This is a genomic window from Streptomyces sp. NPDC050619 (assembly GCF_040654815.1).
Classification (GTDB): Bacteria; Actinomycetota; Actinomycetes; order Streptomycetales; family Streptomycetaceae; genus Streptomyces.
The window spans coordinates 67,836-92,678 of the sequence record NZ_JBFAIR010000015.1; the positions used below are offsets into that span (position 1 = coordinate 67,836).

Below are 24,843 nucleotides of genomic sequence, written 5' to 3' on the forward strand. Positions count from 1 at the left end.
AAGTCCCGTTCCCCACAAGGAAATCGAGTCAACTCACAGCCCGGCGCGTGCCCCGTTCCAGGGAGTGAGACGCCTTTTACTGACAGGTCTGAACACATAGGGCAATTCGCCCATAACTGAACGTAAGGCGCGTTTCGCAATACTGAGTCGTGAGGCGTCACCGCGCACCGGTAGCCTTGAGCGCGTGATTGACCTTCGCCTGCTCCGTGAGGACCCCGACCGTGTGCGTGCGTCGCAGCGCGCCCGTGGAGAGGACGTCGCGCTCGTCGACTCCCTCCTGTCTGCCGACGAGCGGCGCAGGTCGTCCGGCGTCCGCTTCGACGAGCTGCGTGCCGAGCAGAAGGCACTCGGCAAGCTCATCCCCAAGGCCTCCGGGGACGAGAAGGCCGAGCTGCTGAAGAAGGCGAGCCAGCTCGCCGCCGACGTCAAGGTGGCCGACGCGGAGCGCGACGCGGCCGACACCGAGACCCAGGAACTGCTCGTCCAGCTCAGCAACCTCGTACACCCGGACGTTCCGGTGGGCGGCGAGGAGGACTTCGTCACGCTGGAGACGCACGGCACGATCCGCGACTTCGGCGCCGAGGGCTTCGAACCCAAGGACCACCTGGAGCTCGGCCAGATCCTCGGCGCGATCGACGTCGAGCGCGGCGCGAAGGTGTCCGGCTCGCGCTTCTACTTCCTCACCGGCATCGGCGCCCTGCTGGAGCTGGCCCTGGTCAACGCGGCGATCGCGCAGGCCACGGCGGCCGGCTTCACACCGATGCTGACGCCCGCCCTGGTCCGCTCCCAGTCGATGGCCGGCACCGGCTTCCTCGGCCAGGCCGCCCAGGACGTCTACCACCTCGACAAGGACGACCTCTACCTGGTCGGCACATCCGAGGTGGCGCTGGCGGCCTACCACATGGACGAGATCCTCGACGCCGACCGCCTCCCGCTGCGCTACGCGGGCTTCTCGCCCTGCTTCCGCCGCGAGGCCGGCTCGCACGGCAAGGACACCCGCGGCATCTTCCGCGTCCACCAGTTCGACAAGGTCGAGATGTTCTCGTACGTCGCTCCGGAGGACTCGCAGGCCGAGCACCAGCGCCTGCTGGAGTGGGAGAAGCAGTGGCTGACGTCGCTGGAGCTGCCGTACCGGGTCATTGACGTCGCTTCGGGCGACCTGGGCTCCTCGGCCTCGCGCAAGTTCGACTGCGAGGCGTGGATTCCGACCCAGGGCAAGTACCGCGAGCTGACCTCGACCTCGGACTGCACCGAGTTCCAGTCCCGCCGCCTCCAGATCCGCGTCCGCGACGGCAAGCAGGTCAGGCCGCTGGCGACGCTCAACGGCACGCTGTGCGCCGTACCGCGCACGATCGTGGCGATCCTGGAGAACCACCAGCAGGCCGACGGCTCCGTGCGCGTGCCCGAGGTGCTGCGTCCCTACCTCGGCGGCCGGGAGATCCTGGAACCGGTCGCCAAGTGACGACCCCTTTCCCCTATCGACTCGTCGCCACAGACCTCGACGGAACGCTCCTGCGCTCCGACGAGTCGGTCTCGCGCCGCACCCGTGAAGCGCTCGCCGCGGCCACCGCGGCGGGCGCCGCGCACATCGTCGTCACCGGCCGCGCGGTCCCATGGACACGACACATCCTCGACGACCTCGGCTACAACGGCCTCGCGGTCTGCGGCCAGGGCGCACAGGTGTACGACGCCGGCGAGCACCGCCTGCTGACGTCGGTGACCCTGGACCGGCAGCTGGCCGGGGTCGCGCTGGCCAAGATCGAGGCCGAGGTCGGCCCGCTGTTCCTCGCGGCGAGCCGCGACGGCCTGGACGGTGAGGTGCTGGTGGGTCCCGGTTACGCGGTCACCGGCGCGCTTCCGGCGACGCCCTTCACGGAGGCGTCCGACCTCTGGATCGCGCCGCTGAACAAGATCTACATTCAGCATCCCGAGCTGTCGGACGACGAGCTCGCCGAGGCGGCCCGCCGGGCGGCGGGCGGCTTCGTCACCGTCGCGATGGCCGGCGAAGGCATCGTCGAACTTCTCCCCCTCGGCCTGTCCAAGGCGACGGGACTGTCCCTGGCGGCCCGCCGCCTGGGCATGAAGGCCGCCGACACCATCGCCTTCGGCGACATGCCCAACGACATCCCGATGTTCGCCTGGGCCTCGCACGGCGTGGCGATGGCCAACGCCCATGAGGAACTCAAGGCGGTGGCCGACGAGGTGACGTCCTCCAACGAGGAGGACGGGATCGCGGTGGTGCTGGAGCGGTTGCTGGGCTGACGCCGGCTGACCGACGTGGGAAAGGGCGGCCGCAGCGCTGCTACCGCTGTGGGCAGTCGTTCCGCAGGGGCGGAACAGGTGGGCACAGCCTTGCAGCGCCGGGCGTCTTTCGACGTAACTCCCAGACCTGCGGACCGGCCTCGTCACAGCGACAACGTCTTGCGGCCGCCCCGGGCAGCTCCCCGTATGGGGCGGGCTCGACGGAGGAGTAACTACTCCGGAATCCGCCGCGGGCTGCCCTGAAGGGAGCTGGACGTACTGTCGTGCATGGACATCGCCCGGCTCCTCTCCCGGCACGTGGCGCCGGCTCGATCCGGCGTCGTGAACACAACCACTGTGCCTGTACGCCGACTTGGGCGCCACTGATTAAAAACGGCCGAATGTCCCCTACCGGCGCCGCCACCTGCGCCGTCGCTTGCTGAAGAACCACCCCGCGGGCGGCTCGTCGGAGCGCCACGGCTGGGGCTCGGGTTCCTCGGTGCGCCAGCGCGCGGCGAGCATCCGGGCCCGCGCGGACGGCTCGGCCGCCTCGGCGGACCGGATGAAGTCCTCGTCCAGGAGGAGGTCGTCCCAGACCTCGTCCCCGGACCGCTCGCGACCATCGCTCTCCGACGTTTCGCCTGCCATCCCCATCCTCCCAACCATGCGCTTCCGGCCGCCCCGCGCGTCCCCTTTTGCCCAGTGTGCCCGGACAGAGGTGAAGCCCCTGTCAAGAACCTCCTCTGTCGGGGAATCGGGCGCTACTCCTCACCCGCGAGCGTCAATGACCGCAGCTTCTGTCCGGCGTACCAGGTGGCGAGCACGGTGACCGCGACCAGCAGTACCGTCGCCGTCGTCAGTCCGACGTCCGAGGTCACCAGGTCCCCGCCGGTGACCTTGTGGGCCACGGCCAGCGACCACTGCTGGACGCTGAGCGTGCGCGCCCCGGCCACCAGGGAGCCGAACAGGGCCTCCCAGACGAGCGCGTAGACGAGCCCGAACACCACCGCGTGCCGCGACACCGTGCCAAGCAGCAGGAAGAGCGCCGCGTACGCGATGGAGGCGACCAGCGCGGCCACCGTGTAGGCGACGGCGATCTGCTGGCCGTTGCCGTTGAGGATGAAGCCCGCGATCAGGGTCGGCACCGCCGAGAACACCATCGTCACGGCGACCGCCACGATCAGCTTGGTGAAGATGATCGTCGACCGTTTGATGGGCTTGGACAGCAGGTACACCACCGAACCGTCGTCGATCTCCGGGCCGATCGCGCCGGTGCCCGCGATGACGCCGATGATCGGAACCATCGTGGCGAGTGCGATTCCGCCCAGCAGGTCCGACGCCGTCTGGTCGTCGGCGCCGGCGAGGCCGCGCACCACCAGGGAGATCGCGATCAGCAACAGCGGCAGCGCGCTCAGGATGAGGGCCCGGCGTCGGCCGAGCAGGGCTCGGTAGGTGAGTCGGGCGACTGTGGGGTCGTACATCTTCGGCCTCCTACGCCGCGACAAGATACGAGAAGACGGACTCGAGCGACTCGTCGGACGGCGAGACCGTGAGCAGGCGGATGCCGTGGTCCCTGGCCACCTTGGGCAGCAGGACCGTGAACCGGCCGAAGTCGACCGCCTGGATGCGCAACGCGCCCTCCGCGAGGTCGACTTCGATGCCGGACGTCGACGGGTCGGCGATCAGCGCGGCCGCGAGGGCGCGGTCGTCGCTGGAGCGCACCAGGTAGCGGTGCGGGCGGTCGGTCATCAGGCGGCGGATCTTGCGGAAGTCACCGCTGGCCGCATGCCGTCCGGCGACGACGACCTCGATGTGCCAGGCGAGTTGCTCGACCTCTTCGAGGATGTGGGACGAGAACAACACGGTGCGGCCCTCGTCGCCCATGCGCCTCAGCAGGTCCATGAGCTGCATGCGCTGGCGCGGGTCCATGCCGTTGAAGGGCTCGTCCAGCAGGAGCAGCGACGGGTCGTGGACGAGGGCGCTCGCCATCTTCACGCGCTGGCGCATGCCCTTGGAGTACGTCGAGATCTTGCGGTCCTGCGCGTACTCCATCTCGACCGTGGCCAGGGCCTTCTGGGCGGCCTTGGCGCCGAGGCCGTGCAACTCGGCGTTGGCGACGACGAATTCGCGTCCGGTGAGGAAGTCGTACATCGCCTCCCGCTCCGGGACGATGCCGATGTGCTGGTAGATCTTCTCGTTGCGCCACACCTGCTGCCCGTCGAGGGTGACGGTGCCGGTGGACGGGGCCAGGAAGCCGCCCATCATGTTGATGAGGGTGGACTTTCCCGCGCCGTTGGGGCCGAGGAGGCCGGTGACACCAGGGCCGACCGTCATGGTGATGTCGTTGACGGCGACCACGTTGCCGAACCAGCGCGATACGTGGTCGATGTTGAGCGTGGTCACAGTCCGACCTTTCGGTAGCGGCGCATCAGGAGGCCGTAGCAGGCGGCGATCAGGCCCAGGGAGGCGAGAACGTAGACCACGCCCTCCCCGTTCGTCGGGCCGATCCCTCCGGGGAACGCCGAACTCGCGCCCAGGAACGCGGACTGCACTCCGTCTATGAGCGTGATGGGCGAGAACAGGCCGATCCAGGCGATGGATCCGGAGCTGCTCTGCGCGTCGGCGATGGCCTGGAGTGTGGAGACGGCGCCGTAGGAGATGGTCAGCACGGCGATCACGGCCGCGATGCCGAAGCCGCGGCGCGGGGTGACCGACGCGATGACCAGGCCGAGGCCGGCGAAGAGCAGCGAGAGCAGTGCCACGGAGACGAGTCCCTGCGCGAATCCCTTGGTCTGGTCGGCGAAGTCGAGTTTGGCGAGCAGGGCGCCCACATAGAGCACCAGCAGCGGGGCCGCGGTCAGGACGAACAGTGCCGAGGCAAGCGCCGCGAACTTCGCGCGGACGTAGTCGGAGGTCTCGATGGGCCGCGAGAAGTACAGCGGGACGGTCTTGAAGCGCAGGTCGCGCGAGACGGACTGGGGGGCCTGCGAGGCGACGTACAGGCTGATGACGGCCTGCATGATGATCGCGTAGCGCGTGTAGTCGACGGGCAGGTCCTTCGCCTTGGTGGCGACGGCGACGGCGACCATGATGGCCGCGGGCACGCACATCACCACGAACAGCAGCATCGGCAGCACCTTGGACTTGACCGAGCGGCCGAGGCCGTAGGCGCCGCGCAGGGACTGCGAGTAGAGGGAGCGGCGGGCGTAGGCGCGGCCCAGGCGCGGGCCGTCGTAGCTGCGGTAGCCGATGTTGTGGATGCGGGTCTGGTCACCCGAAGGTGCTGCTACGGAGTGTTCAGTTGCCATGGCCGACCGCCTCCTTCCGCTCTGCGTCGCGCTGTTCGTCGCTGTCCGTGAAGACCTCGGAGATGTGGTGCCGGCGCTGTTCCATGCGCACCAGGCCGATGCCTAGGTCGGCGACCACGTCGCGCACCAGGTCGTACGTCTCCTCACCCTGCGCGGTGAGCAGCAGTACGTGTCCGGCGCCCGGCAGGCCGCCGCCGCTGTCGAGGACGTCCATCCCGCGCGCGTGGAGTGCGTCGCGTACCGCGCGGGTGCCGTCCGGGTGCTCGTCGGTGTCGGTCACCTCGATCGCGAGGGTCGTGGTGGTCTGGGTGAAGTCGGTGGTGGAGCTGGAGCGCAGGAGCTTGCCGCCGTCGACGACGACCACGTGGTCGCAGGTGCGTTCCAGTTCGCCCAGCAGGTGGGAGGTGACCAGGACGGAGATGCCGAAGTCGGTGTGGATGCGGCGGATCAGGCCGAGCATCTCGTCGCGGCCGACCGGGTCGAGGCCGTTGGTGGGCTCGTCCAGGAAGACCAGTTGCGGGTCGTGGACGAGCGCCTGGGCGAGCTTCACGCGCTGCTTCATGCCGGTGGAGTAGCCGCCGATGGGGCGGTAGCGCTCCTCGTACAGACCGACATGGCGCAGGGTGTCCGCGGTGCGCTCGCGGGCGGCGGTGGGCGGCAGGCCGGACATGCGCGCCATGTGGACGACGAACTCGGTGGCCGAGACGTCGGGCGGCAGGCAGTCGTGTTCCGGCATGTAGCCGACCCGTTCGCGGATGTCGGCGCCCTTGGTGGCGACATCGAGGCCGAGCACTTCGGCGCGGCCCTCGGTGGCGGGGGACAGACCCAGCAGGATCTTGATCAGTGTGGACTTGCCGGCTCCGTTGGCTCCGACGAGTCCGGTCACACCGGGCCCGACGTCCACGGAGAGCCGGTCAAGCGCGGTCACCTTGGGGAACCGCTTGCTCAGGCTTTCGGTCGCGATCACAGTCACATCTTCGAAGGTAGTGACGGGGACCACGTCAGTCGTCACTCCGCAGGGTCGTCTTGGTATCAGACTCCAGGCGTACGGGTCCCTAAGGGTCCCCCTCAGGTCGAACAACGCGGGGCCGGTTGTCCACATCCGCGAGGTTTTCCACAGCCCGGCACAGGCCCGTTGACGCAGTCGTCGACGACTGTCACATTCATCAGTGTCAAGTTACGAACACGTACCGTGATCGGCGCGAGGCAGTACGGAGTCGGCGCGGACAAGTGGGGCGGTGGCATGACTACGGCGGTGACCGCCGAACTCCCCGCGGAACTGCGGGGATTCAGGCAGGTCCAGCGGCTGGCGTACGCGTGTGCGGAAGCTGTCGCGGCCCGGTTGGAGCCGGGGGTGACAGAGCGCGAGGCGGCGCGGATGCAGCGCGTGTGGCTGCGTGAGCGGGGGGTGCGCGACTGGTTCCATCTGCCCTTCGCCTGGTTCGGCGACCGCACGGCGTTCGGCCGACTTGACGGCGCACCACTGCAGCGGCACACGGAAGGGGTCCGCCAGGGCTACGCCAACCGGCACCGCGCCTGTCCCTTCGGCGTGATCGCGCACAAGCTCGACCGGGTGAAGCAGCGCCGCTGGTCGCCGCATGTCTTCGGGTTCGGCGCACAGTCCCTCAAGGGCCTGGCGGCCGACGCGCTGCACGGCCACCGCGAGGGCTGTTCCCCGCTGTGGTCGCGGTACCGCTTCTCCGACCATCCTCCGCAGCCCGGTCTGTGGGCGGTCGAACCGCATCTGGGGTTCCGGGGCACGGGCGCGAAGTTCGAGGAGATCCTGGTCGTCACCGACTCCCGGGATCCCGAACAGAGCGCCTTCTGGCTGGACGACGACGTGCCATGGGGGTCCCCCCGCGCGAGCTCGTTCGAGCGTGGGGGAGTGCGGCGCTGGGCGGAGGACAAGTGACGGGCTTGTCGCGAGCGGGGCTGGAGGTCGCGCGGGAGCGCCGGGTGCGGACCGGCGGGGTCGAGTTGTGCGTCGCCGAGCTGGGGGACCCTTCGGCACCGACGGTCGTCCTGGTGCACGGCTATCCGGACAGCAAGGAGGTGTGGTCCGAGGTCGCACCACGCCTGGCCGAGCGCTTCCATGTCGTCCTGTACGACGTCCGGGGCCACGGCCGGTCCACCGCACCGCGGCCGCTGCGCGGCGGGTTCACGCTGGAGAAGCTGACGGACGACTTCCTGGCCGTGGCGGGCGCGGTCAGCCCGGGCAAGCCGGTGCACCTGGTGGGGCACGACTGGGGCTCGGTGCAGTCGTGGGAGTTCGTCACCGTCCGGCGCACCGAGGGCCGGATCGCCTCCTTCACCTCGATGTCCGGCCCGTCCCTCGACCACCTCGGGCACTGGATCAACAAGCGGCTCAGGCGCCCCACCCCGCGCCGGGTCGGCCAGTTGCTCGGCCAGAGTGCCAAGTCCTGGTACGTGTACCTGCTGCACACGCCCGTGCTGCCCGAGCTGGCCTGGCGCGGCCCGCTCGGCAAGTGCTGGCCGCGGATCCTGGAGCGCGTCGAAAAAGTCCCCGGCGGCGACTACCCGACCTCGTCCCTGCCGACGGACGCGGCACACGGAGCGTGGCTGTACCGGGACAACGTACGGGCGCGGCTGCGACGCCCGCGCACGGACGCGTACGCACACGCGCCCGTGCAGCTCATCACGCCCCTGGGGGACACGTTCTTCTCGGAGAAACTCTGCGACGAGCTGGAGCTGTGGGCTCCGCGGCTGACCCGGCGTGCTCTCCCGGCCAACCACTGGGTTCCGCGCACGCGCCCGGACCAACTCGCGGCCTGGATCACGGACTTCGTCACGGCCGTGGAGGGCGGGAAGCCCGCGCCGAGGGCGATCGGCCGGTACGCGGAGCGTTTCGGCGGGCAGTTGGTCCTGGTCACCGGTGCGGGCAGCGGCATCGGGCGGGCCACGGCCTTCGCGTTCGCCGAGGCCGGCGCGCGCGTGGTGGCCGTCGACCGGGACGCGGAGGCCGCGGCGCGCACCGCCGAACTGTCCCGGCTGGTCGGTGCCCCCGAGGCCTGGGCGGAGACGGTCGACGTATCGGACGAGCAGGCCATGGAGCAGCTCGCCGAGAAGGTCGCCGCCGAGTACGGCGTGGTGGACGTCCTGGTGAACAACGCCGGCATCGGCCTGTCGGGCTCCTTCTTCGACACGACCCCCGAGGACTGGAAGAAGGTCCTCGACGTCAACCTGTGGGGCGTGATCCACGGCTGTCGGCTCTTCGGAAAGCAGATGGCCGAGCGCGGACAGGGCGGCCACATCGTCAACACGGCGTCGGCGGCGGCGTACCAGCCCTCCAAGGCGCTGCCCGCCTACAGCACCTCCAAGGCAGCCGTGCTGATGCTCAGCGAGTGCCTGCGCGCGGAGCTGGCCGGCCAGGGGATCGGTGTGACGGCGATGTGCCCCGGCTTCGTCAACACCAACATCACTTCGACCGCGCACTTCGCCGGTGTCGACGCCACCGAGGAGAAGCGGCTGCGGAAGCGGACCGCCCGCCTGTACGGGCTGCGGAACTATCCGCCGGAGAAGGTCGCGGACGCGATCCTGCGGGCGGTGGTGCGCGGTGATGCCGTCGTCCCCGTGACGCCCGAGGCGCGCGGCGCCTACTTCATGTCCCGCTTCACGCCCAGGACGCTGCGGGCGATCGCACGGCTGGATCCGCCGCTGTGAGCGCCTCGCATGAGATCACTCCGCGCCGGGTGGCCTTCGACTGGTCGCGCACCCCTCTGCGCTGCATCCCCGGCGAGCCGACCGCGACGCATGTCATGGGCCAGAAGGCCACGCACAGCGTCCAGCACACGCACGTGCGCGAGCACCTGGCCGGGCAGCGGCTGGACACCGCCGACTTCACCCAGTATGTCGGCTTCCTCTTCGAACGGCTGCTCGGTGAGCGTCCGCCGCTCGGCGCGCCGATACCGGAGCGGGAACGGGTGCGCTTCCTGCTCACGGTCGTCGCCGCGATCGAACAGTTCACGGCCGTGTTCGGCGACCGGGTGCCGGCCGCCGACGGCTTGGACCGTGCCCGCGCCGATGAGGTGATGCTCGACCTGCTGCGCCGGCACGGCGCCGAGAAGGTCGAACACCGTGCGGTCGCCTTCGACAGATACCAGCACTGCGGCGGCACCGGCACGCTCCGGTGCGCCTGCCGCGTCGCCGGCATGGCCGTCGCCGCGCCGGTGATGCTCTACCTGTGGATATGGGGGACGGCGTACCTGATACGCCAAGGCCCCCGGCCGGCGGTCCTCCCGCGCCACTCCCTCGCCGACCACAACAGGATGGTACGGACAGGCCTGTTGCCTCCACGGCGCGAGCTGGGTGCGGCGATACCCCGCTATTTCCGGCGGACTCACCACCCGTCGCAGGAGGGCTCGCCGAGCCGGGCAGCGGAGTACCTGCGGGGAGCACCGACGGCGAGGGCCGCCTCATGACGGACGCGGCGGAGGGGCCCGCCGGCCCCGCCTACCGGATCGAGGATCTCGCGCACCTCAGCGGCGCCACGGTGCGCACCATCCGCGCCTACCAGGATCGCGGGCTGCTCCCGCGCCCCGAGCGCCGTGGCCGCGCCAATGTCTACGCGGACGCCCATCTCGTGCGCCTGCGCCAGATCGCCGAGCTCCTCGACCGCGGCTACACCCTGGCCTCCATCAAGGAGCTTCTGGAGGCGTGGAACGCGGGCCGGGGCCTCGGCGGAGTGCTGGGCCTGGTCGCCGAGGTCGACGGTCCGTGGACCGACGAGGAGACGGCACGGGTCTCGCGGGCGGAGTTGGACGAGCGGTTCGGCGGCATCCGGGACGACGCGGCGGTCGCCGAGGCCGTGGAGCTGGGCGTGCTGGAGCCGGTCCCCGGCGAGGACGACTCGTTCCTCGTGCCGAGCCCCCAAGAGCTCGCTGTGGCCGCCGAGTTGCACTTGGCGGGCATACCGCTGTCCGCGATCTGTGACCATCTCAGGGAGTTGAGGGGGCAGGTCGAGCACATCGCCGCCCGTTTCCTGGAGTTCACCACCGAGCAGGTCTTCGTCCGCTACCTCGACGGTCCGCACCGCCCGACCGACCCGGACGCGGCCGAGGCAGCCTCTCTCGTACGACGGCTGCGGCCGCTCGCGCAACAGACGGTGGACGCCGAACTCGTCCGGGTGATGCGTCTGTTGGCGGTACGGCATCTGCGTCTGCACTACGGCGCGGACGAGAGCCCGGAACCGCCGGACCGGGCGCGTTCCGTGGCGATCCCCGCCGAGACAATGCGGGCCGTCGAGGAGCTGGTTGGTGCGGAGCGGGCTGCCGAGTTCATCGCACTGGCCGCGGAACGAGAAGTGCGGGCCCGTGCTTTGGACCGGCTTGCCACAACTCACGGCCCATCAGGTGATCTTGGTGAAACACCCTGAATCAAAGGGTCGTTGTCCACAGAATCGCCAATTCCCCTGTGGATAACTCCACTTGGCTGTGGATCAAACATCCGGATCAAAATCATTCGCGTGATCCACGTCTCTCCCAGCACGCTGACGGGGTGGACGAGAACGGTAAGAGTAAGAACGGTATGAATGAAAGACGCACCGCTGCGCGCACCGTGAAGGTGTCGCAGTGCCGCGGGCGTCGGCGTCACCGCCGACCCGGACGGCTCTCTGCCGGCGTCCGGTGGATGGATGCCGGTGATCACCCTCAGCCCATGGCTGAGCGGCCGTGTGCGATGACCGTCCTGTTTCACGTGAAACGCGGTCGCCCGCATACGCTCGGCACATGAGTTTGCGTCTGAGCACCGTAATCCTCCCGTACCGCCGCTGGCACGAAGGGGGCCGTACGGAATGGCAGCGCGCGGAACGGCTCGGCTTCCACACCGCCTATACGTACGACCACCTGTCCTGGCGCGGCTTCCGGGACGGGCCGTGGTTCGGTGCCGTCCCGACGCTGACCGCCGCCGCGGGTGTCACCGACCGGATACGTCTGGGCACTCTGGTGACCTCGCCGAACTTCCGGCATCCGGTGACCCTTGCCAAGGAGCTGATCTCCCTCGACGACATCTCCGGCGGGCGGGTCACGCTCGGCGTCGGCGCGGGCGGGAGCGGCTTCGACGCCACCGCGCTCGGGCAGGAGCCGTGGACCCCGCGCGAGCGCGCCGACCGCTTCGCCGAATTCGTCCCGCTCCTCGACCGGCTGCTGACCGAGGACACCGTGTCCTACGAGGGCGCTTTCTACTCGGCGCACGAGGCGCGCAACATCCCGAGCTCTGTGCAGCGGCCCCGGCTACCCCTCGCGGTCGCGGCAACCGGGCCACGCGGGCTCAGGCTGGCCGCGCGCTACGGGCAGGCATGGGTGACGACGGGCGACCCCAAGCTGTACGAGAACGGCACTCCTGACCAGTCGGTTCGAGCCATTCGCGGACAGGCCGACAAGCTGGCCGACGCATGCGCAGCGCTCGGGCGGGACGCGCACGAGCTGGACAAGGTCCTGCTGACCGGCTTCACCCCGGACCGCGGCCGTCCGCTCCGCTCCCTCGACGCGTTCGTGGACTTCGCGGGTCGGCACCGGGAGCTGGGTTTCACCGAGATCGTGATCCACTGGCCCATCCCCGGCTCGGAATTCGACGCGGACCAGAAGATCTTCGAGCGGATCGCCATGGAAGCACCGGCACAGCTGGGCTGACCTGCGCAATCCCCGTCCGTGCCTCATCTGTGCGGACTCCCGCACGGCCGTGCGAGTGATCTGCGGGAGAATGGCCGGGTGACCTCAGCGACTCGACAGCCCGAGACCCCGGCCGCCACCGTCCCCACGCGGCTGATCGCCACCGATCTCGACGGCACCCTGCTGCGCGACGACAAGTCGGTCTCCCCGCGCACCATCGCGGCCCTCGCCGCCGCCGAGGAGGCAGGCATCGAGGTCTTCTTCGTCACCGGCCGCCCGGCTCGCTGGATGGACGTCGTCAGCGATCACGTCCACGGCCACGGCCTGGCGATCTGCGGCAACGGCGCCGCAGTGGTCGACCTGCACGGCGGCCCCGGCGCCCACCGGTTCGTGAAGGTGCGGGAGCTGGCCCGGAAGAACGCGCTGGACGTCGTACGGCTGCTGCGCGGGGCGGCGCCCGGAACGGTGTACGCCGTCGAGCAGACGTACGGCTTCTACCAGGAGCCGGACTATCCGAAGCTGCACCTGGAGATCCCCGACTCCCTCGCGCCGGCCGAGGATCTGCTGGCACCGGACGCCCCGGGTGCCGACGAGCCGGTCCTCAAGATCCTCGCGTACCACCCCACGGTCGACCCGGACGCCTTCCTCACCCTCGCCCGCCTCGCGATCGGCGAGCGCGCCAACGTCACCCGCTCCAGCCCCAGCGCCCTGCTGGAGATCAGCGGCCCCGGAGTCTCCAAGGCCAGCACACTCGCCCTGTGCTGCGCCGAGCGCGACATCTCCCACGAGGAGGTCGTCGCCTTCGGGGACATGCCGAACGACGTCGAGATGCTCACGTGGGCGGGCCGGTCGTACGCGATGGGCAACGCGCACCCGGATGTCATCGCCGCGGCCTCGGGTCGCACGGTCGCCAACAACGAGGACGGGGTGGCGGTCGTGATCGAGCGGCTGCTGGCGGAGCGGGTGTAGTCCGGACTGCTCTTTCGGTCCCTACCCCAGTGGCACCCCTCGCGCCCACAGCCATGACACCGGGTCCACCGCCGAACCCATCTCCGGCGTGACCCGCACCTCGAAGTGCAGGTGCGGGCCGGTGGAGTTGCCGCTCGTGCCCGACTGCCCGATCCACTGCCCGGGAGTCACACGCTCGCCCTGGTCAACGGCGACGGCGGCGAGATGGGCGTACTGCGTGTAGTAGCCGCCCGCGTGCTCGACGACGATCTCGATGCCGAAGGCGCCCCCGCACGACACCTTCACCACACGGCCCGCGCCGACCGCCCGCACCGGCGTGCCGATCGGCACCGCGAAGTCCTGCCCGGTGTGCCGGTTCGCCCAGCGCTCACCGCCGCTGCCGAAGCCGGCGGACAGCGCGTAGGTCTCCACCGGCGTGACCCACGCACTCGAGATGCCCGTCCGCGGCTGATCCAGCCGGACGGCGCCCCGGCAGGCACCCGCGGCGACGGAGGCATCCGCCTGCCCCTGCAACTGCCACCGCGCCTGTTCGAGTTTCTCCTCGATGTCCTTCTTCAGGTCGGCGAGTCCGGTGTTGCGCTTCTCCAGGTCCTGCCAGGCCGCCGCGGCCTTCGCCTCGTCCGCAGCGAGCGCGGCCTCGGCCCGACGGCTCTTGTCGATCGCGTTGTTGACGGCGAGATTCGCCTGGGAGAAGACATGCTGACCGCGCATCAGCTCATCCGGGCTCTTCGCCAGGAGGATCTGCGCGGTGAGCGGCAGACCGCCGCCGCTGCGGTACTGGGCACGCGCGATCCGGCCCAAGTCCTCGTGCATGACGGCGATCTCCCGCCGCTCGCGGTCCAGGAGCGACTCCAACCGGTGGGCCTGCGCCCGTTGCACCTCGGCCTCGCGACGCCCCGCCTCGTACTGCTGCGTCGCCACGGCCGCGTCCTCGTACAGCCGGGCCACCTGTGCGCTGATCCCCAAGTCGTCGGCGCTGTGGGTGTCCTCACCGTCCTCACCGTCGTCGGCGGCACCGGTGGGACGAGCGGCGAGCACGGCGAGCGCGCACAGCAGCGCCGGAACAAGCAGTGGGTGACGGCGAGGTGAGCGCATGTCAGCGATCGTGTCCCGGACCGGGGGGTGTGGTCCTGTTCACGTCGTGCAAGTGGGGGACGGGTTGCGGCAGATGGGTCAGTTGTGGCGTCGCCGCCGAGGCTGGGGGGCACTCGGCGCCGTCAGTTCGGCGCGTGCCACACCGCCGTCGTGCCGCGATCCGAGCCCGCTCCTAGCAAATACTCCCTACCGCACCCCCACCAGCAGGTCCGTCTCTTCCTCCCGCTCCACCATCACGCGCAATGGCCCCTCCACGGCAGCCAGTTCCGCGTACGTCCCGCGCTGCGCCACCCGGCCCTCGTCCAGCACGATCACCTCGTCCACCGCCTCCAGACCGGCCAGCCGGTGGGTGATGAGCAGCGTCGTACGGCCCTCGGTAGCGGCCAGCAGGTCGGCGGTGAGCGCGTCGGCCGTCGGCAGGTCGAGGTGCTCGGCGGGCTCGTCGAGCACCACGACGGGGAAGTCGGCCAGCAGAGCCCGAGCCAGCGCCAGCCGCTGCCGCTGCCCACCGGACAGCCGCGTGCCGTGCTCGCCGACCAGCGTGTCGAGCCCGTCGGGCAGGCCGTCGGCCCAGTCGAGCAGCCGGGCCCGCTTCAGCGCGTCCCGCAGCTCGTCCTCGGTCGCGCCTTTCTGAGCGAGGAGGAGATTCTCACGCACCGAGCTGTCGAAGAGGTGCGCGTCCTGCGCGCACAGTCCGACGAGTCGCCGTACGTCGTCGCCGTCCAGCGCGCACGCGTCCACGCCGCCCAGCGTGTAGGAGCCCGCCTCCGCGTCCAGGAAGCGCAGCAACACCTGTGCGAGCGTCGTCTTTCCGGACCCGGACGGCCCGACCACCGCGATCCGGCGCCCCTCTTCCAGACTCAGATCGAGTCCGGCGAGCGCCTCCCGGTGCTGCCCGGCGTGCCGCGCGGCCAAGCCCTTGAGGACCACCGGGAACGGCGACGCGGGCGCCTGCCGCGGCCGCTCCGGCTCCCGCACAGGTTCCGGCGCGTCCAGCACCTCGTACACGCGCTCCGCGCTCCTGCGCACCCGTTGCCGGTACTGCACGGCGAGCGGCATGCCGAGGACGGCCTCGAAGGCAGCCAGCGGGGTGAGGACGACGACGGCCATGGCCACGCCGCCCAGCCGCCCGTCGTCGACCGCCTGGGCGCCCACGAGGGCGGTCGCGGCGACCGTCAGGCCGGAGAGCAACGCGGTGAGTCCGTCGCCGAGCGCGGTGGCGGTGGCGGCCCGCGAGGCGATCCGGGTGAGGATGCCGTCGGCCCGCCGCGCCTCGGCGGTGCGTCCGGGCACGGCGCCGGCGACGGTCAACTCGGCGGTCCCGGTGAGCAGATCGGTCACCCGCGTCGCCAGTGCACCTCGGGCGGGGGCCAGCCTGTGCTCGGCTCGTCGCGCCACGGCACCGGTGACCAGCGGGACGCCGACCCCGGCCACCAGCAGCCCGGCCGCGAGCACCGCGCCGGCCTCCGGCAGCAGCCAGGCCGTGAAGCCGACGGAGGCGGCGGACACGATCACGGCGGCACCGGCGGGCAGCAGCCAGCGCAGCCAGTAGTCCTGTAGGGCGTCCACGTCGGCGACGAGCCGCGAGAGCAGATCGCCTCGGCGGGTGCCCCGCAGCCCGGCGGGCGCCAGTCGCTCCAGGCGGCGGTAGACGGCGACCCGTGTGTCGGCCAGCATCCGCAGGACGGCGTCGTGCGACACGAGCCGCTCGGCGTACCGGAAGACGGCCCGCCCGATTCCGAAGGCCCGTGTCGCGGTCACGGCCACCATCAGATACAGCACGGGCGGCTGCTGCGAGGCCCGCGAGATGAGCCACCCGGAGGTGGCCATGAGACCGACGGCGCTGCCGAGCGCGAGGCTGCCGAGCAGCAGGGCGAGGGCGAGCCGTCCGCGCCGGGCGCCGGACATGGCCCGGACGCGGGCCAGGACACCACGGAGGGCTGTCGTCGCGGGCGCCTCGGAAGCGGCCACGGCGACGGGCTGCTCCTCGATCGGGTGCACCACGGTCGCCCCGGCCCGGGCGGCCTCCGTGTGGGCGGGTGTCGCGGTCTCCTCCAGTCGCACCACCCGGTCCGCCACCCCCAGCAGGGCCGGCCGGTGCACCACCAGCAGAACCGTCCGTCCCACCGCCAGTCGTCGCACCGCCTCCACGACCTCGGCCTCGGTCGCCCCGTCGAGGGCCGCCGTCGGCTCGTCGAGCAGCAGCACCGGCCGGTCGGCGAGGAACGCCCGGGCCAGCGCGAGCCGCTGCCGCTGACCGGCGGACAGACCGGCTCCGTCCTCGCCGAGCACCGTTTCGACGCCCTCGGACAGCGCGTCCACGAACTCCAGCGCGCCCGCATCGCCCAGCGCTCGCCGTACGGCGGCGTCGTCGGCGTCGGGCCGGGCGAGCCGTACGTTGTCGGCGATCGTCCCGGCGAACAGCTGCGGCCGCTGCGGCACCCACGCGATCCGTGACCGCCACTGCTCCAGGTCGGCCTCGGCGAGATCGACTCCCCCGGCCCGGACCCGGCCCTCGCTGGGCCGTACAAACCCGAGAACCACGTTCAGCAGCGTCGACTTGCCCGCACCGCTCGGCCCGACGAGCGCGACCGTCTCCCCGGGTTCGACGGCGAACGAGACGTCTGCCACGGCATCCCCGGACCGACCGGGGTAGCGGACCGTGACCCCCTCGAAGGACAGGGCCGCCTGCGTCGGCACAACACCGGAACCGGACGTCGGCACCGGCTTCTCCAGCACCGAGAAGATCTCCTCGGCGGCGGAGAGCCCCTCCGCCGCCGCGTGATACTGCGCTCCCACCTGGCGCAGCGGCAGGTACGCCTCCGGTGCCAGCACCAGGACGACCAGGCCGTTGTACAGGTCCATCTCGCCGTGGACGAGCCGCATACCGATCGTCACGGCGACGAGTGCCACCGAGAGCGTCGAGAGCAGCTCCAGCGCGAAGGAGGAGATGAACGCGATCCGCAGCGTCCGCATGGTCGCCTGCCGGTACTCACCGGTGATGCGCCGGATCGACTCGGCCTGTGCCTTGGCCCGTCCGAACACCTTCAGGGTCGGCAGGCCGGCGACCACGTCCAGGAAGTGCCCGGACAGCCGGGACAGCAGCCGCCACTGACGGTCCATCCGGGACTGTGTGGCCCAGCCGATCAGCATCATGAAGATCGGGATGAGTGGCAGAGTCCCGACGATGATGGCCGCCGAGACCCAGTCCTCGGTGACGATCCGGGCCAGCACCGCCACCGGCACGACCACCGCGAGCCCCAACTGCGGGAGATAGCGCGAGAAGTAGTCGTCGAGGGCGTCGACTCCCCGCGTGGCGAGGGCGACCAGCGATCCGGTCCGCTGCCCGCTCAGCCACCCGGGCCCCAGAGCGACAGCTCGCTCCAGCAACCGCCCCCGCAGCTCCGACTTCACCGCCGCGCTCGCTCGGTGTGCGGCGAGCTCGGTGAGCCAGGAGACAAACGCCCGGCCAAAGGCCATGGCCACCAACAGCAGCACGGGGGTACGGAGTTCACCGACCGCCATGCCGTGTTGGAAGGCGCCGACCACCACTTCGGCGATGAGCATCGCCTGGGCGATGACCAGCCCGGCACCGACGGCACCCAGACCGACGACCGCCATCAGGAAGATCCGGGTGGCGCGGGCGTACTGGAACAGACGTGGATCGATCGGTTTCACGTGAAACATGCCCTTCGGCCCAAGGGGTGTGTTTCACGTGAAACATCGAGAACCACGGTGAAACACACCTTTGTCGGACTCAGTGAGCGGCGTCGACGGCGAGATGCTGCGTGCCGATCCGCTTGCGGAACACCCAGTAGGTCCAGCCCTGGTAGAGCATGACGATCGGTGCGGCGATCACCGCACACCAGGTCATGATCTTCAGGGTGTAGGGACTCGACGAGGCGTTGGTGACCGTGAGGCTCCACTCCTCATTGAGCGAGGACGGCATGACGTTCGGGAAGAGCGTCAGGAAGAGCATGGCCACAGTGGCCACGATGGTGACGCCGGACAGGGCGAACGCCCACCCCTCGCGGCCGACCTGGTTCGCCGCGAGCGCCGCGACCAGTGCGGCGACCGCCACCACCAGCGCGACCAGGCTCTTGCCGTCACCGCCGTGAACCTGCGTCCACAGCAGGAAGATCAGCGCCAGCACGGCGGTTGCGAGACCGACTCCCAGCGCCAGCTTCCGTGCCCGCTCCCGGATCTCCCCAACGGTCTTGAGCGCCGTGAACACCGCGCCGTGGAAGATGAACAGCGTCAGCGTCACCAGACCGCCGAGGAGCGCGTACGGGTTGAACAGGTCCCAGAAGGTGCCGACGTAGTCGAAGCTCTGGTCGATCTTCACGCCCCGCACGATGTTGGCGAAGACCACGCCCCACAGGAACGCGGGGATGAGCGAGGTCCAGAAGATCGCGTGCTCCCAGTTGCGCTGCCAGTTCTCCTCGGGCCGCTTCACCCGGTACTCGAAGGCGACACCCCGGACGATCAGAGAGACCAGGATGATCAACAGCGGCAGATAGAAGCCGGAGAAGAGCGTGGCGTACCAATCGGGGAAGGCCGCGAACGTCGAGCCGGCGGCCGTGAGCAGCCACACCTCGTTGCCGTCCCAGACGGGCCCGATGGTGTTGATCAGCACCCGCCGCTCGGGCCGGTCACGAGCCAGCAGCTTGGTGAGGATGCCGACCCCGAAGTCGAAGCCCTCCAGGAAGAAGTAGCCGGTCCACAGGAAGGCGATGAGGACGAACCAGACGTCGTGAAGTTCCATGACTGTGCAGCTCCCTTGGCCTAGTACGAGAAGGCCATCGGCTTGTCGGCGTCACGGGAGTCGCCGCCGATCTTCGTGGGCGGGTTGCGGTCGGCCTCCGAGAGCTCCGGCGGGCCGGCCTTGACGTACTTCGCGAGCAGCCTGACCTCGACGACGGCGAGGATGGCGTACAGGGTGGTGAAGACGATCATCGAGGTGATGACCTCGCCCTGGGAGACCGTGGGGGAGACCGCGTCCCGGGTCTGCAGGACGCCGTAGACCACCCAGGGCTGACGGCCCGTCTCGGTGAAGATCCAGCCCCAGGAGCTGGCGATCAGTGGGAAACCCAGGGTCCAGATCGCGATGCGCCAGTACCACCGGGTGAGCGTCGGACCGAGCGCCTTGTTCTTGAAGAGGACCAGATGCGGCACCTCGTCCTCGCCGACCCTCAGGTGCTGGGACAGCAGGAACTTCTTGCGGGTCAGCCAGAGTCCGGCCAGCCCGATGGCGAAGGACGACATGCCGAAGCCGATCATCCAGCGGAAGCCCCAGTAGGCGACCGGGATATTGGGCCGGTAGTCGCCGGGCCCGAACTTCTTCTGCTCGGCCTTGTTGACGTCGTTGATCCCGGGGACGTACGAGGTGAAGTCGTCCTTGGCCAGGAAGGACAGCAGTCCGGGGATCTCGATGGCGACCGTGTTGTGGCCGGCTTCGACATCGCCGTAGGCGAAGACGGAGAACGGCGCGGGCGACTCGCCGTCCCACAGCGCCTCGGCCGCCGCCATCTTCATAGGTTGCTGCTCGAACATGACCTTGCCGAGAGTGTCGCCGCTGACCGCGGTGAGCAGGCCACCGACGACAACGGTGACCAGGCCGAGCCGCAGCGAGGTCTTCATCTCGCGGATGTGCTTCTTGCGGAGCAGGTGGAAGGCAGAGATGCCGACCATGAAGGCGCCGCCGGTGAGGAAGGACGCGGTGAGGGTGTGGAAGGCCTGGGTGAGCGCGGTGTTCTGGGTCAGCACGAGCCAGAAGTCGGTGAGCTCGGCCCGCCCCTTCGCCTCGTTGATCTTGTAGCCGACGGGGTGCTGCATCCACGAGTTGGCCGCGAGGATGAAGTACGCCGACAGGATCGTCCCGATCGAGACCATCCAGATGCAGGCCAGATGGATCTTCTTGGGCAGCTTGTCCCAGCCGAAGATCCACAGGCCGATGAAGGTCGACTCGAAGAAGAAGGCGATCAAGGCCTCGAACGCGAGCGGGGCGCCGAAGATGTCACCGACGAAGCGCGAGTAGGCGGACCAGTTCATGCCGAACTGGAACTCCTGCACGATGCCGGTGACCACGCCCATGGCGATGTTGATCAGGAAGAGCTTGCCCCAGAACTTGGTCGCCCTGAGGTACTTCTCCTTCTCCGTGCGCACCCACGCGGTCTGCAGACCGGCCGTGAGAGCGGCCAGCGAGATCGTCAGGGGGACGAAGAGGAAGTGGTAGACGGTGGTGATGCCGAACTGCCAGCGCGCCAATGTCTCCGGCGCCAGGGCCAGGTCCACGTCGTCAGTCTCCTTACGTCGCCGTGGTACAGCGGCAGCTTGCCCCTTATGTCACGCACATCATGGGAGTAACCGGGACACGCTTGTGAACGCGTTCACATTCACAAGCAATTATGACGTACCTATTTTCGGCACACGAAGGGGGGTCCCCCTCGGAAGGGAGACCCCCTTGGCAGGACCGGTACCGAGCCCCTACAGCAGCTCCTTCCGGAACCCTTCCGCCACCTTCAGAAAGATGTCGTTCGCCTCGTTCTCCCCGACCGTGACCCGCACACCCTCACCCGGGAACGGCCGGACCACCACGCCGGCCTGTTCGCACGCCGCCGCGAACGCGACCGTGCGCTCCCCCAGCCGCAGCCACACGAAGTTGGCCTGGGTCTCGGGCACCGTCCAGCCCTGGCCGCGCAGCCCGTCGACCACGCGCGTGCGCTCGCACACCAGCGAGCCGACCCGGCCGAGCAGCGCGTCCTCGGCACGCAGCGAGGCGATCGCCGCGTCCTGTGCGAGCTGGCTCACACCGAAGGGCACCGCCGTCTTGCGCAGCGCCGCCGCCACCGGCTCGTGGGCGATGGCGAAGCCGACGCGCAGACCCGCGAGGCCATACGCCTTGGAGAACGTGCGCAGCACGCAGACGTTCGGCCGGTCCCGGTACAGCTCGACACCGTCAGGCACCTCGGCATCGCGAATGAACTCGCGGTACGCCTCATCCAGCACGACGAGCACATCACCGGGCACCCGGTCGAGGAAGCGCTCCAGTTCCGCTCGCCGGACGACGGTGCCCGTCGGGTTGTTGGGGTTGCAGACGAAGATCAGCCGGGTCCGGTCGGTGATCGCGTCCGCCATGGCGTCGAGGTCGTGCACATCGCCCGGCGTCAGCGGCACCTGCACCGACGTCGCCCCGCTGATCTGCGTGATGATCGGGTACGCCTCGAAGGACCGCCAGGCGTAGATGACCTCGTCACCGGGTCCGGAGGTCGCCTGGATCAACTGCTGGGCGACGCCCACCGAGCCGGTGCCGGTGGCCACGTGGGAGAGCGGCACGGCGAAGCGATCGGACAGCTCGCTCATCAGGACCGTGCAGGCCATGTCGGGGTAGCGGTTGAACGAGGCGACCGCGGCCGTCACGGTCTCCATCACACCGGGCAGCGGCGGATACGGGTTCTCGTTGGAGGACAGCTTGTAGGCCACCGGACCGCCGGCCGCGGCCGGCTTGCCCGGCTTGTAGGTGGGGATACCCTCCAGCTCGGCGCGCAGCTTGGGGCTCGTCTCGCTCACCGCAGTCCTCCTCGCGACCACCGGCGGCCCATCATCACCACCGGCTTCCAATACTCCTCACCTTATGAGGATTCGGCGCCGCTGCGTACAGGCGAGGAGCGACCTGGTTCCGCCGAGAGCGCGGGCCCCTCTGTCCCATCGGCTGTCCCATCGGCATCAAGCGCATCACCGTACGAAGGCAGACGAATCGGGGGGCGCGGCCACATATATCTATGCGCCGGTGGCTCGCGCCGTGGCGCGCATCCCTCGTGCAGGTGAGTTGAGACCTCTTCGAAACATCGGTGACTTGGCAGGCCGGTGCACGCCGACAAGTCACGTCCTGTCATTGCAACGTCCAACTGCCTTGTTTTCCAAGGAAATTGACCCACTATGACCTTGCAGAAACGTGCCTGTCAATGCGCGCATATGCGTCCGCCCTACCCCACCGCATGAGCCCTACTATCGGCTCGCCATGACAGCAGCAGGGAAGCACCAGGTGAGCCGCGCGGAAACCTCACGTCGAGGCAATCGGCCGGGCCGGGCGGGCATCAGAGACGTCGCCGCCGCCGCGGGAGTCTCCATCACGACCGTCTCCGACGCTCTCAACGGAAAGGGTCGGCTCCCGGATGCCACCCGACGCCATGTCCGCGAGGTCGCCGACCGGCTGGGCTATCGTCCGTCGGCCGCCGCCCGCACGCTCCGTACCGGCAAGTCGGGACTCATCGGCCTGACCGTGACGACGTACGGGGATGAACCTTTCACCTTCACCGAGTTCGCGTACTTCGCCGAGATGGCCAGGGCCGCCACCTCGGCCGCGCTCGCCCGCGGCTACGCCCTCGTCATCCTCCCGGCGACCTCCCGCCACGACGTGTGGTCGAACGTCGCGCTCGACGGGACGGTCGTCATCGATCCGTCCGACCAGGACCCAGTCGTCAGCGAACTGGTCCGCCAGGGTTTACCGGTCGTCTCCGACGGCCGCCCGGCCGGGGTGCTCCCGGTCACCGCCTGGGTCGACAACGACCACGAGGCCGCCGTCCTCGGTATCCTCGACCACCTGGCCGACGCCGGCGCCCGCCGCATCGGCCTGCTGACCGGGACCAGCACCGACACGTACACCCACCTGTCGACCACCGCATACCTGCGCTGGTGCGAGCGCGTGGGCCAGGATCCGGTGTACGAGGCCTATCCGGCGCACGATCCGTGCGCGGGCGCCGTCGCCGCCGACCGGCTGCTCGCCCGCCCCGACCGCCCCGACGCCGTCTACGGCCTGTTCGACCCCAACGGCACCGACCTGCTCGCCGCCGCCCGTCGCTACGGACTGCGCGTCCCGGACGAACTGCTTCTGGTCTGCTGCAGCGAGTCCACCGTGTACGCCAACACCGAACCGCCCGTCACCACGCTCTCCCTCAAACCGCGCCGCATCGGCACGGCGGTGGTCCAACTCCTCATCGACGCCATCGAGGGGGTGGCATCGGACCAACCAGTCGAGCAGGTGATACCGACCGAACTGATCGTGCGTACCTCGTCCCAGCGACGTCCGCCGCGCACGACGGTCAGTCCGCCGCGGTCGCCCGAGGAGAAGTAGGGCGAGGGCGGCCGAGGAGGGGTAAGCGCGTTCCGTGGGGCGGGGCAAGGGCGGTCACCCAGCGGTCGAAGCCCTGCCCAATCGGGGCGAAAGCCGCGATGAACTGGAGTCTTGCTCCGATTCACCACCCCTGGGTCATCACACGGCGCGATCCACATTCCTATGATGGGCGCACGACACCGCGGGCCGCTGCGACCAGGCAGTCCGAAGCGGTGCAGATGCGGCGCGATGGTGGAGGGGTCTGATGACTCAGGGGGCCGGTCAGGGACCCGAGGTGGAGCGTACGGCGACGCTGCGCGACTTCCGGGTACCCGCGTACGTCCACGAGACCGGGCCGTACCCCCATGGCATGCCCACCGGCGAGGCCGTCAGGCCCGTCGAGGAGCCGGTGGACCACCCGGAGGGGTACACGCCCACCCAGCGGGACCTGCCCGTCATCAAACGGGGCGACACGCCTCAGGCGGCCGTCGATCCCGCGCCCGTCCCGGCCCCGCAGCCGACGGCCGGCCCCGGGCCCCTGTACGTCGTCGGAGATGTGCACGGCTATCTCGAAGAGCTGACGGCCGCCCTCCAGGAGCAGGGGCTCATCGACACCGCGGGCCAGTGGTGCGCGGGCACCGCCCGGCTGTGGTTCCTCGGCGACTTCACCGACCGCGGCCCGGACGGCATCGGCGTCATCGATCTCGTGATGCGGCTGTCCGCGGAGGCCGCCGCGGCCGGCGGCTACTGCAAGGCGCTCATGGGCAACCACGAGCTGCTGCTGCTCGGCGCCAAGCGGTTCGGCGACACGCCCGTCAACTCCGGTGCGGGCACCGCCACCTTCCAGGCGGCCTGGCTGCTCAACGGCGGCCAGAAGACCGACATGGACCGCCTCCAGGACCACCATCTCCAGTGGATGGCCCGCCTCGACGCCATGGAGGAGGTCGACGGCCATCTGCTCGTCCACTCCGACACCACCGCCTACCTCGACTACGGCGACTCGATCGAGGCGGTCAACGACACCGTCCGCGAGACGATCACGCGCAACGACGCGGACGAGGTGTGGGATCTGTTCCGCAAGTTCACCAAGCGCTTCTCCTTCCGCGATGAGGGCGGCGCCGACCACGTACGCTCCCTGCTCGATACGTACGGCGGCACTCGGATCGTTCACGGTCACAGCCCCATTCCGTACTTGCTGGGCGAGGTCGGCTCCGAAGACGGCGAGGACACGGCCGGTCCCGTGGTGGAAGGACCACATCTCTACGCCGACGGGCTCGCCATCGCGATGGACGGCGGAGTGACCATGGCCGGAAAACTGCTGGTCCAGCAACTTCCACTGGATATCTGAGCGTTCACGGGGCAGGCGTCCCCCCGTGGCGGACCGACCGGCGACAACGCTGGCCAGAGGGCATTTTCGGTAAACCCCCTGTCACCGCGTGCCGTCATCGCTCTACCATCGGCTTATCCGTAGCAGGCTCCCCTCCGTTTCTGC

At 69.7% G+C, this 24,843-nt stretch carries 20 protein-coding genes; 10 read left to right on the top strand and 10 right to left on the bottom strand.

Annotated elements, in window-relative coordinates:
- The first annotated feature begins 184 nt into the window (after nt 1-184).
- On the top strand, nt 185-1,462 hold the full coding sequence (gene serS / locus AB0I77_RS24525; protein WP_363284805.1) for a serine--tRNA ligase: 1,278 nt from the start codon (nt 185-187) through the stop codon (nt 1,460-1,462).
- Complete coding sequence (locus AB0I77_RS24530) at nt 1,459-2,262, top strand: HAD family hydrolase (RefSeq protein ID WP_363284806.1); 804 nt, start codon at nt 1,459-1,461, stop codon at nt 2,260-2,262. The genes serS and AB0I77_RS24530 overlap by 4 nt, the downstream gene beginning before the upstream one ends.
- Nucleotides 2,263-2,649: 387 nt before the next feature.
- Here AB0I77_RS24530 and AB0I77_RS24535 read toward each other — a convergent pair whose 3' ends face one another.
- The 5 genes from AB0I77_RS24535 to AB0I77_RS24555 form a co-directional block, all read right to left on the bottom strand.
- Nucleotides 2,650-2,889: a hypothetical protein gene (locus AB0I77_RS24535; RefSeq protein WP_363284807.1), complete on the bottom strand. Its 240-nt coding sequence runs from the start codon at nt 2,887-2,889 to the stop codon at nt 2,650-2,652.
- A 113-nt stretch (nt 2,890-3,002) separates the two neighbouring features.
- A complete protein-coding gene (locus tag AB0I77_RS24540) occupies nt 3,003-3,722 on the bottom strand; it encodes an ABC transporter permease (RefSeq protein WP_363284808.1) in 720 nt (239 codons plus the stop codon).
- Nucleotides 3,723-3,732: 10 nt separating this feature from the next.
- Complete coding sequence (locus AB0I77_RS24545) at nt 3,733-4,644, bottom strand: ABC transporter ATP-binding protein (RefSeq protein WP_363284809.1); 912 nt, start codon at nt 4,642-4,644, stop codon at nt 3,733-3,735.
- A complete protein-coding gene (locus AB0I77_RS24550) occupies nt 4,641-5,549 on the bottom strand; it encodes an ABC transporter permease (RefSeq protein ID WP_363284810.1) in 909 nt (302 codons plus the stop codon). Before AB0I77_RS24550 ends, AB0I77_RS24545 begins: the two co-directional genes overlap by 4 nt.
- The gene (locus AB0I77_RS24555) at nt 5,539-6,516 is read right to left on the bottom strand and encodes an ABC transporter ATP-binding protein (protein ID WP_363284811.1); all 978 of its coding nucleotides are present in this window, start codon (nt 6,514-6,516) and stop codon (nt 5,539-5,541) included. Before AB0I77_RS24555 ends, AB0I77_RS24550 begins: the two co-directional genes overlap by 11 nt.
- A 276-nt stretch (nt 6,517-6,792) precedes the next feature.
- Here AB0I77_RS24555 and AB0I77_RS24560 point away from each other — a divergent pair, with 276 nt between their 5' ends.
- The 6 genes from AB0I77_RS24560 (at nt 6,793) to AB0I77_RS24585 (ending at nt 13,144) form a co-directional block, all read left to right on the top strand.
- Nucleotides 6,793-7,461, top strand: coding sequence for a M24 family metallopeptidase (locus AB0I77_RS24560; protein ID WP_363284952.1), 669 nt, complete (start codon nt 6,793-6,795; stop codon nt 7,459-7,461).
- Complete coding sequence (locus tag AB0I77_RS24565) at nt 7,395-9,230, top strand: SDR family oxidoreductase (protein ID WP_363284812.1); 1,836 nt, start codon at nt 7,395-7,397, stop codon at nt 9,228-9,230. The genes AB0I77_RS24560 and AB0I77_RS24565 overlap by 67 nt, the downstream gene beginning before the upstream one ends.
- Nucleotides 9,227-9,988, top strand: coding sequence for a metal-dependent hydrolase (locus AB0I77_RS24570; RefSeq protein ID WP_363284813.1), 762 nt, complete (start codon nt 9,227-9,229; stop codon nt 9,986-9,988). Before AB0I77_RS24565 ends, AB0I77_RS24570 begins: the two co-directional genes overlap by 4 nt.
- The gene (locus AB0I77_RS24575; RefSeq protein ID WP_363284814.1) at nt 9,985-10,941 is read left to right on the top strand and encodes a MerR family transcriptional regulator; all 957 of its coding nucleotides are present in this window, start codon (nt 9,985-9,987) and stop codon (nt 10,939-10,941) included. Before AB0I77_RS24570 ends, AB0I77_RS24575 begins: the two co-directional genes overlap by 4 nt.
- Nucleotides 10,942-11,293: 352 nt before the next feature.
- On the top strand, nt 11,294-12,196 hold the full coding sequence (locus AB0I77_RS24580; RefSeq protein WP_363284815.1) for an LLM class flavin-dependent oxidoreductase: 903 nt from the start codon (nt 11,294-11,296) through the stop codon (nt 12,194-12,196).
- A gap of 78 nt (nt 12,197-12,274) precedes the next feature.
- Entirely contained in the window at nt 12,275-13,144 is an 870-nt protein-coding gene (locus AB0I77_RS24585; RefSeq protein WP_363284816.1) for a Cof-type HAD-IIB family hydrolase, read from the top strand.
- A gap of 21 nt (nt 13,145-13,165) precedes the next feature.
- Here the strand turns inward: AB0I77_RS24585 and AB0I77_RS24590 are convergent, their stop codons facing one another.
- The 5 genes from AB0I77_RS24590 to hisC all read right to left on the bottom strand — a co-directional run bounded on the left by AB0I77_RS24590 (nt 13,166) and on the right by hisC (nt 21,808).
- The gene (locus AB0I77_RS24590; protein ID WP_363284817.1) at nt 13,166-14,239 is read right to left on the bottom strand and encodes a M23 family metallopeptidase; all 1,074 of its coding nucleotides are present in this window, start codon (nt 14,237-14,239) and stop codon (nt 13,166-13,168) included.
- A gap of 186 nt (nt 14,240-14,425) precedes the next feature.
- The gene (gene cydD, locus AB0I77_RS24595) at nt 14,426-17,926 is read right to left on the bottom strand and encodes a thiol reductant ABC exporter subunit CydD (RefSeq protein ID WP_363284818.1); all 3,501 of its coding nucleotides are present in this window, start codon (nt 17,924-17,926) and stop codon (nt 14,426-14,428) included.
- A 70-nt stretch (nt 17,927-17,996) separates the two neighbouring features.
- A complete protein-coding gene (cydB, locus tag AB0I77_RS24600; protein WP_363284819.1) occupies nt 17,997-19,004 on the bottom strand; it encodes a cytochrome d ubiquinol oxidase subunit II in 1,008 nt (335 codons plus the stop codon).
- Nucleotides 19,005-19,024: 20 nt separating this feature from the next.
- Entirely contained in the window at nt 19,025-20,533 is a 1,509-nt protein-coding gene (locus AB0I77_RS24605; RefSeq protein ID WP_363284820.1) for a cytochrome ubiquinol oxidase subunit I, read from the bottom strand.
- Between the two features lie 192 nt (nt 20,534-20,725).
- Nucleotides 20,726-21,808: a histidinol-phosphate transaminase gene (gene hisC / locus AB0I77_RS24610; protein WP_363284821.1), complete on the bottom strand. Its 1,083-nt coding sequence runs from the start codon at nt 21,806-21,808 to the stop codon at nt 20,726-20,728.
- Between the two features lie 451 nt (nt 21,809-22,259).
- Here hisC and AB0I77_RS24615 point away from each other — a divergent pair, with 451 nt between their 5' ends.
- Both AB0I77_RS24615 and AB0I77_RS24620 read left to right on the top strand, forming a co-directional pair.
- The gene (locus tag AB0I77_RS24615; protein ID WP_363284822.1) at nt 22,260-23,372 is read left to right on the top strand and encodes a LacI family DNA-binding transcriptional regulator; all 1,113 of its coding nucleotides are present in this window, start codon (nt 22,260-22,262) and stop codon (nt 23,370-23,372) included.
- Between the two features lie 244 nt (nt 23,373-23,616).
- Complete coding sequence (locus AB0I77_RS24620) at nt 23,617-24,699, top strand: metallophosphoesterase (protein ID WP_363284823.1); 1,083 nt, start codon at nt 23,617-23,619, stop codon at nt 24,697-24,699.
- Nucleotides 24,700-24,843 lie beyond the last annotated feature (144 nt).

Bases quoted from the DNA above. Each gene is read 5' to 3' on its own strand.
- AB0I77_RS24535 (WP_363284807.1), bottom strand. From the start codon at position 2,889: ATGGCAGGCGAAACGTCGGAGAGCGATGGTCGCGAGCGGTCCGGGGAC.
- AB0I77_RS24540 (WP_363284808.1), bottom strand. From the start codon at position 3,722: ATGTACGACCCCACAGTCGCCCGACTCACCTACCGAGCCCTGCTCGGC.
- AB0I77_RS24550 (WP_363284810.1), bottom strand. From the start codon at position 5,549: ATGGCAACTGAACACTCCGTAGCAGCACCTTCGGGTGACCAGACCCGC.
- AB0I77_RS24560 (WP_363284952.1), top strand. From the start codon at position 6,793: ATGACTACGGCGGTGACCGCCGAACTCCCCGCGGAACTGCGGGGATTC.
- AB0I77_RS24565 (WP_363284812.1), top strand. From the start codon at position 7,395: ATGGGGGTCCCCCCGCGCGAGCTCGTTCGAGCGTGGGGGAGTGCGGCG.
- AB0I77_RS24575 (WP_363284814.1), top strand. From the start codon at position 9,985: ATGACGGACGCGGCGGAGGGGCCCGCCGGCCCCGCCTACCGGATCGAG.
- AB0I77_RS24580 (WP_363284815.1), top strand. From the start codon at position 11,294: ATGAGTTTGCGTCTGAGCACCGTAATCCTCCCGTACCGCCGCTGGCAC.
- AB0I77_RS24590 (WP_363284817.1), bottom strand. From the start codon at position 14,239: ATGCGCTCACCTCGCCGTCACCCACTGCTTGTTCCGGCGCTGCTGTGC.
- cydD (WP_363284818.1), bottom strand. From the start codon at position 17,926: ATGTTTCACGTGAAACCGATCGATCCACGTCTGTTCCAGTACGCCCGC.
- cydB (WP_363284819.1), bottom strand. From the start codon at position 19,004: ATGGAACTTCACGACGTCTGGTTCGTCCTCATCGCCTTCCTGTGGACC.
- AB0I77_RS24615 (WP_363284822.1), top strand. From the start codon at position 22,260: ATGACAGCAGCAGGGAAGCACCAGGTGAGCCGCGCGGAAACCTCACGT.
- AB0I77_RS24620 (WP_363284823.1), top strand. From the start codon at position 23,617: ATGACTCAGGGGGCCGGTCAGGGACCCGAGGTGGAGCGTACGGCGACG.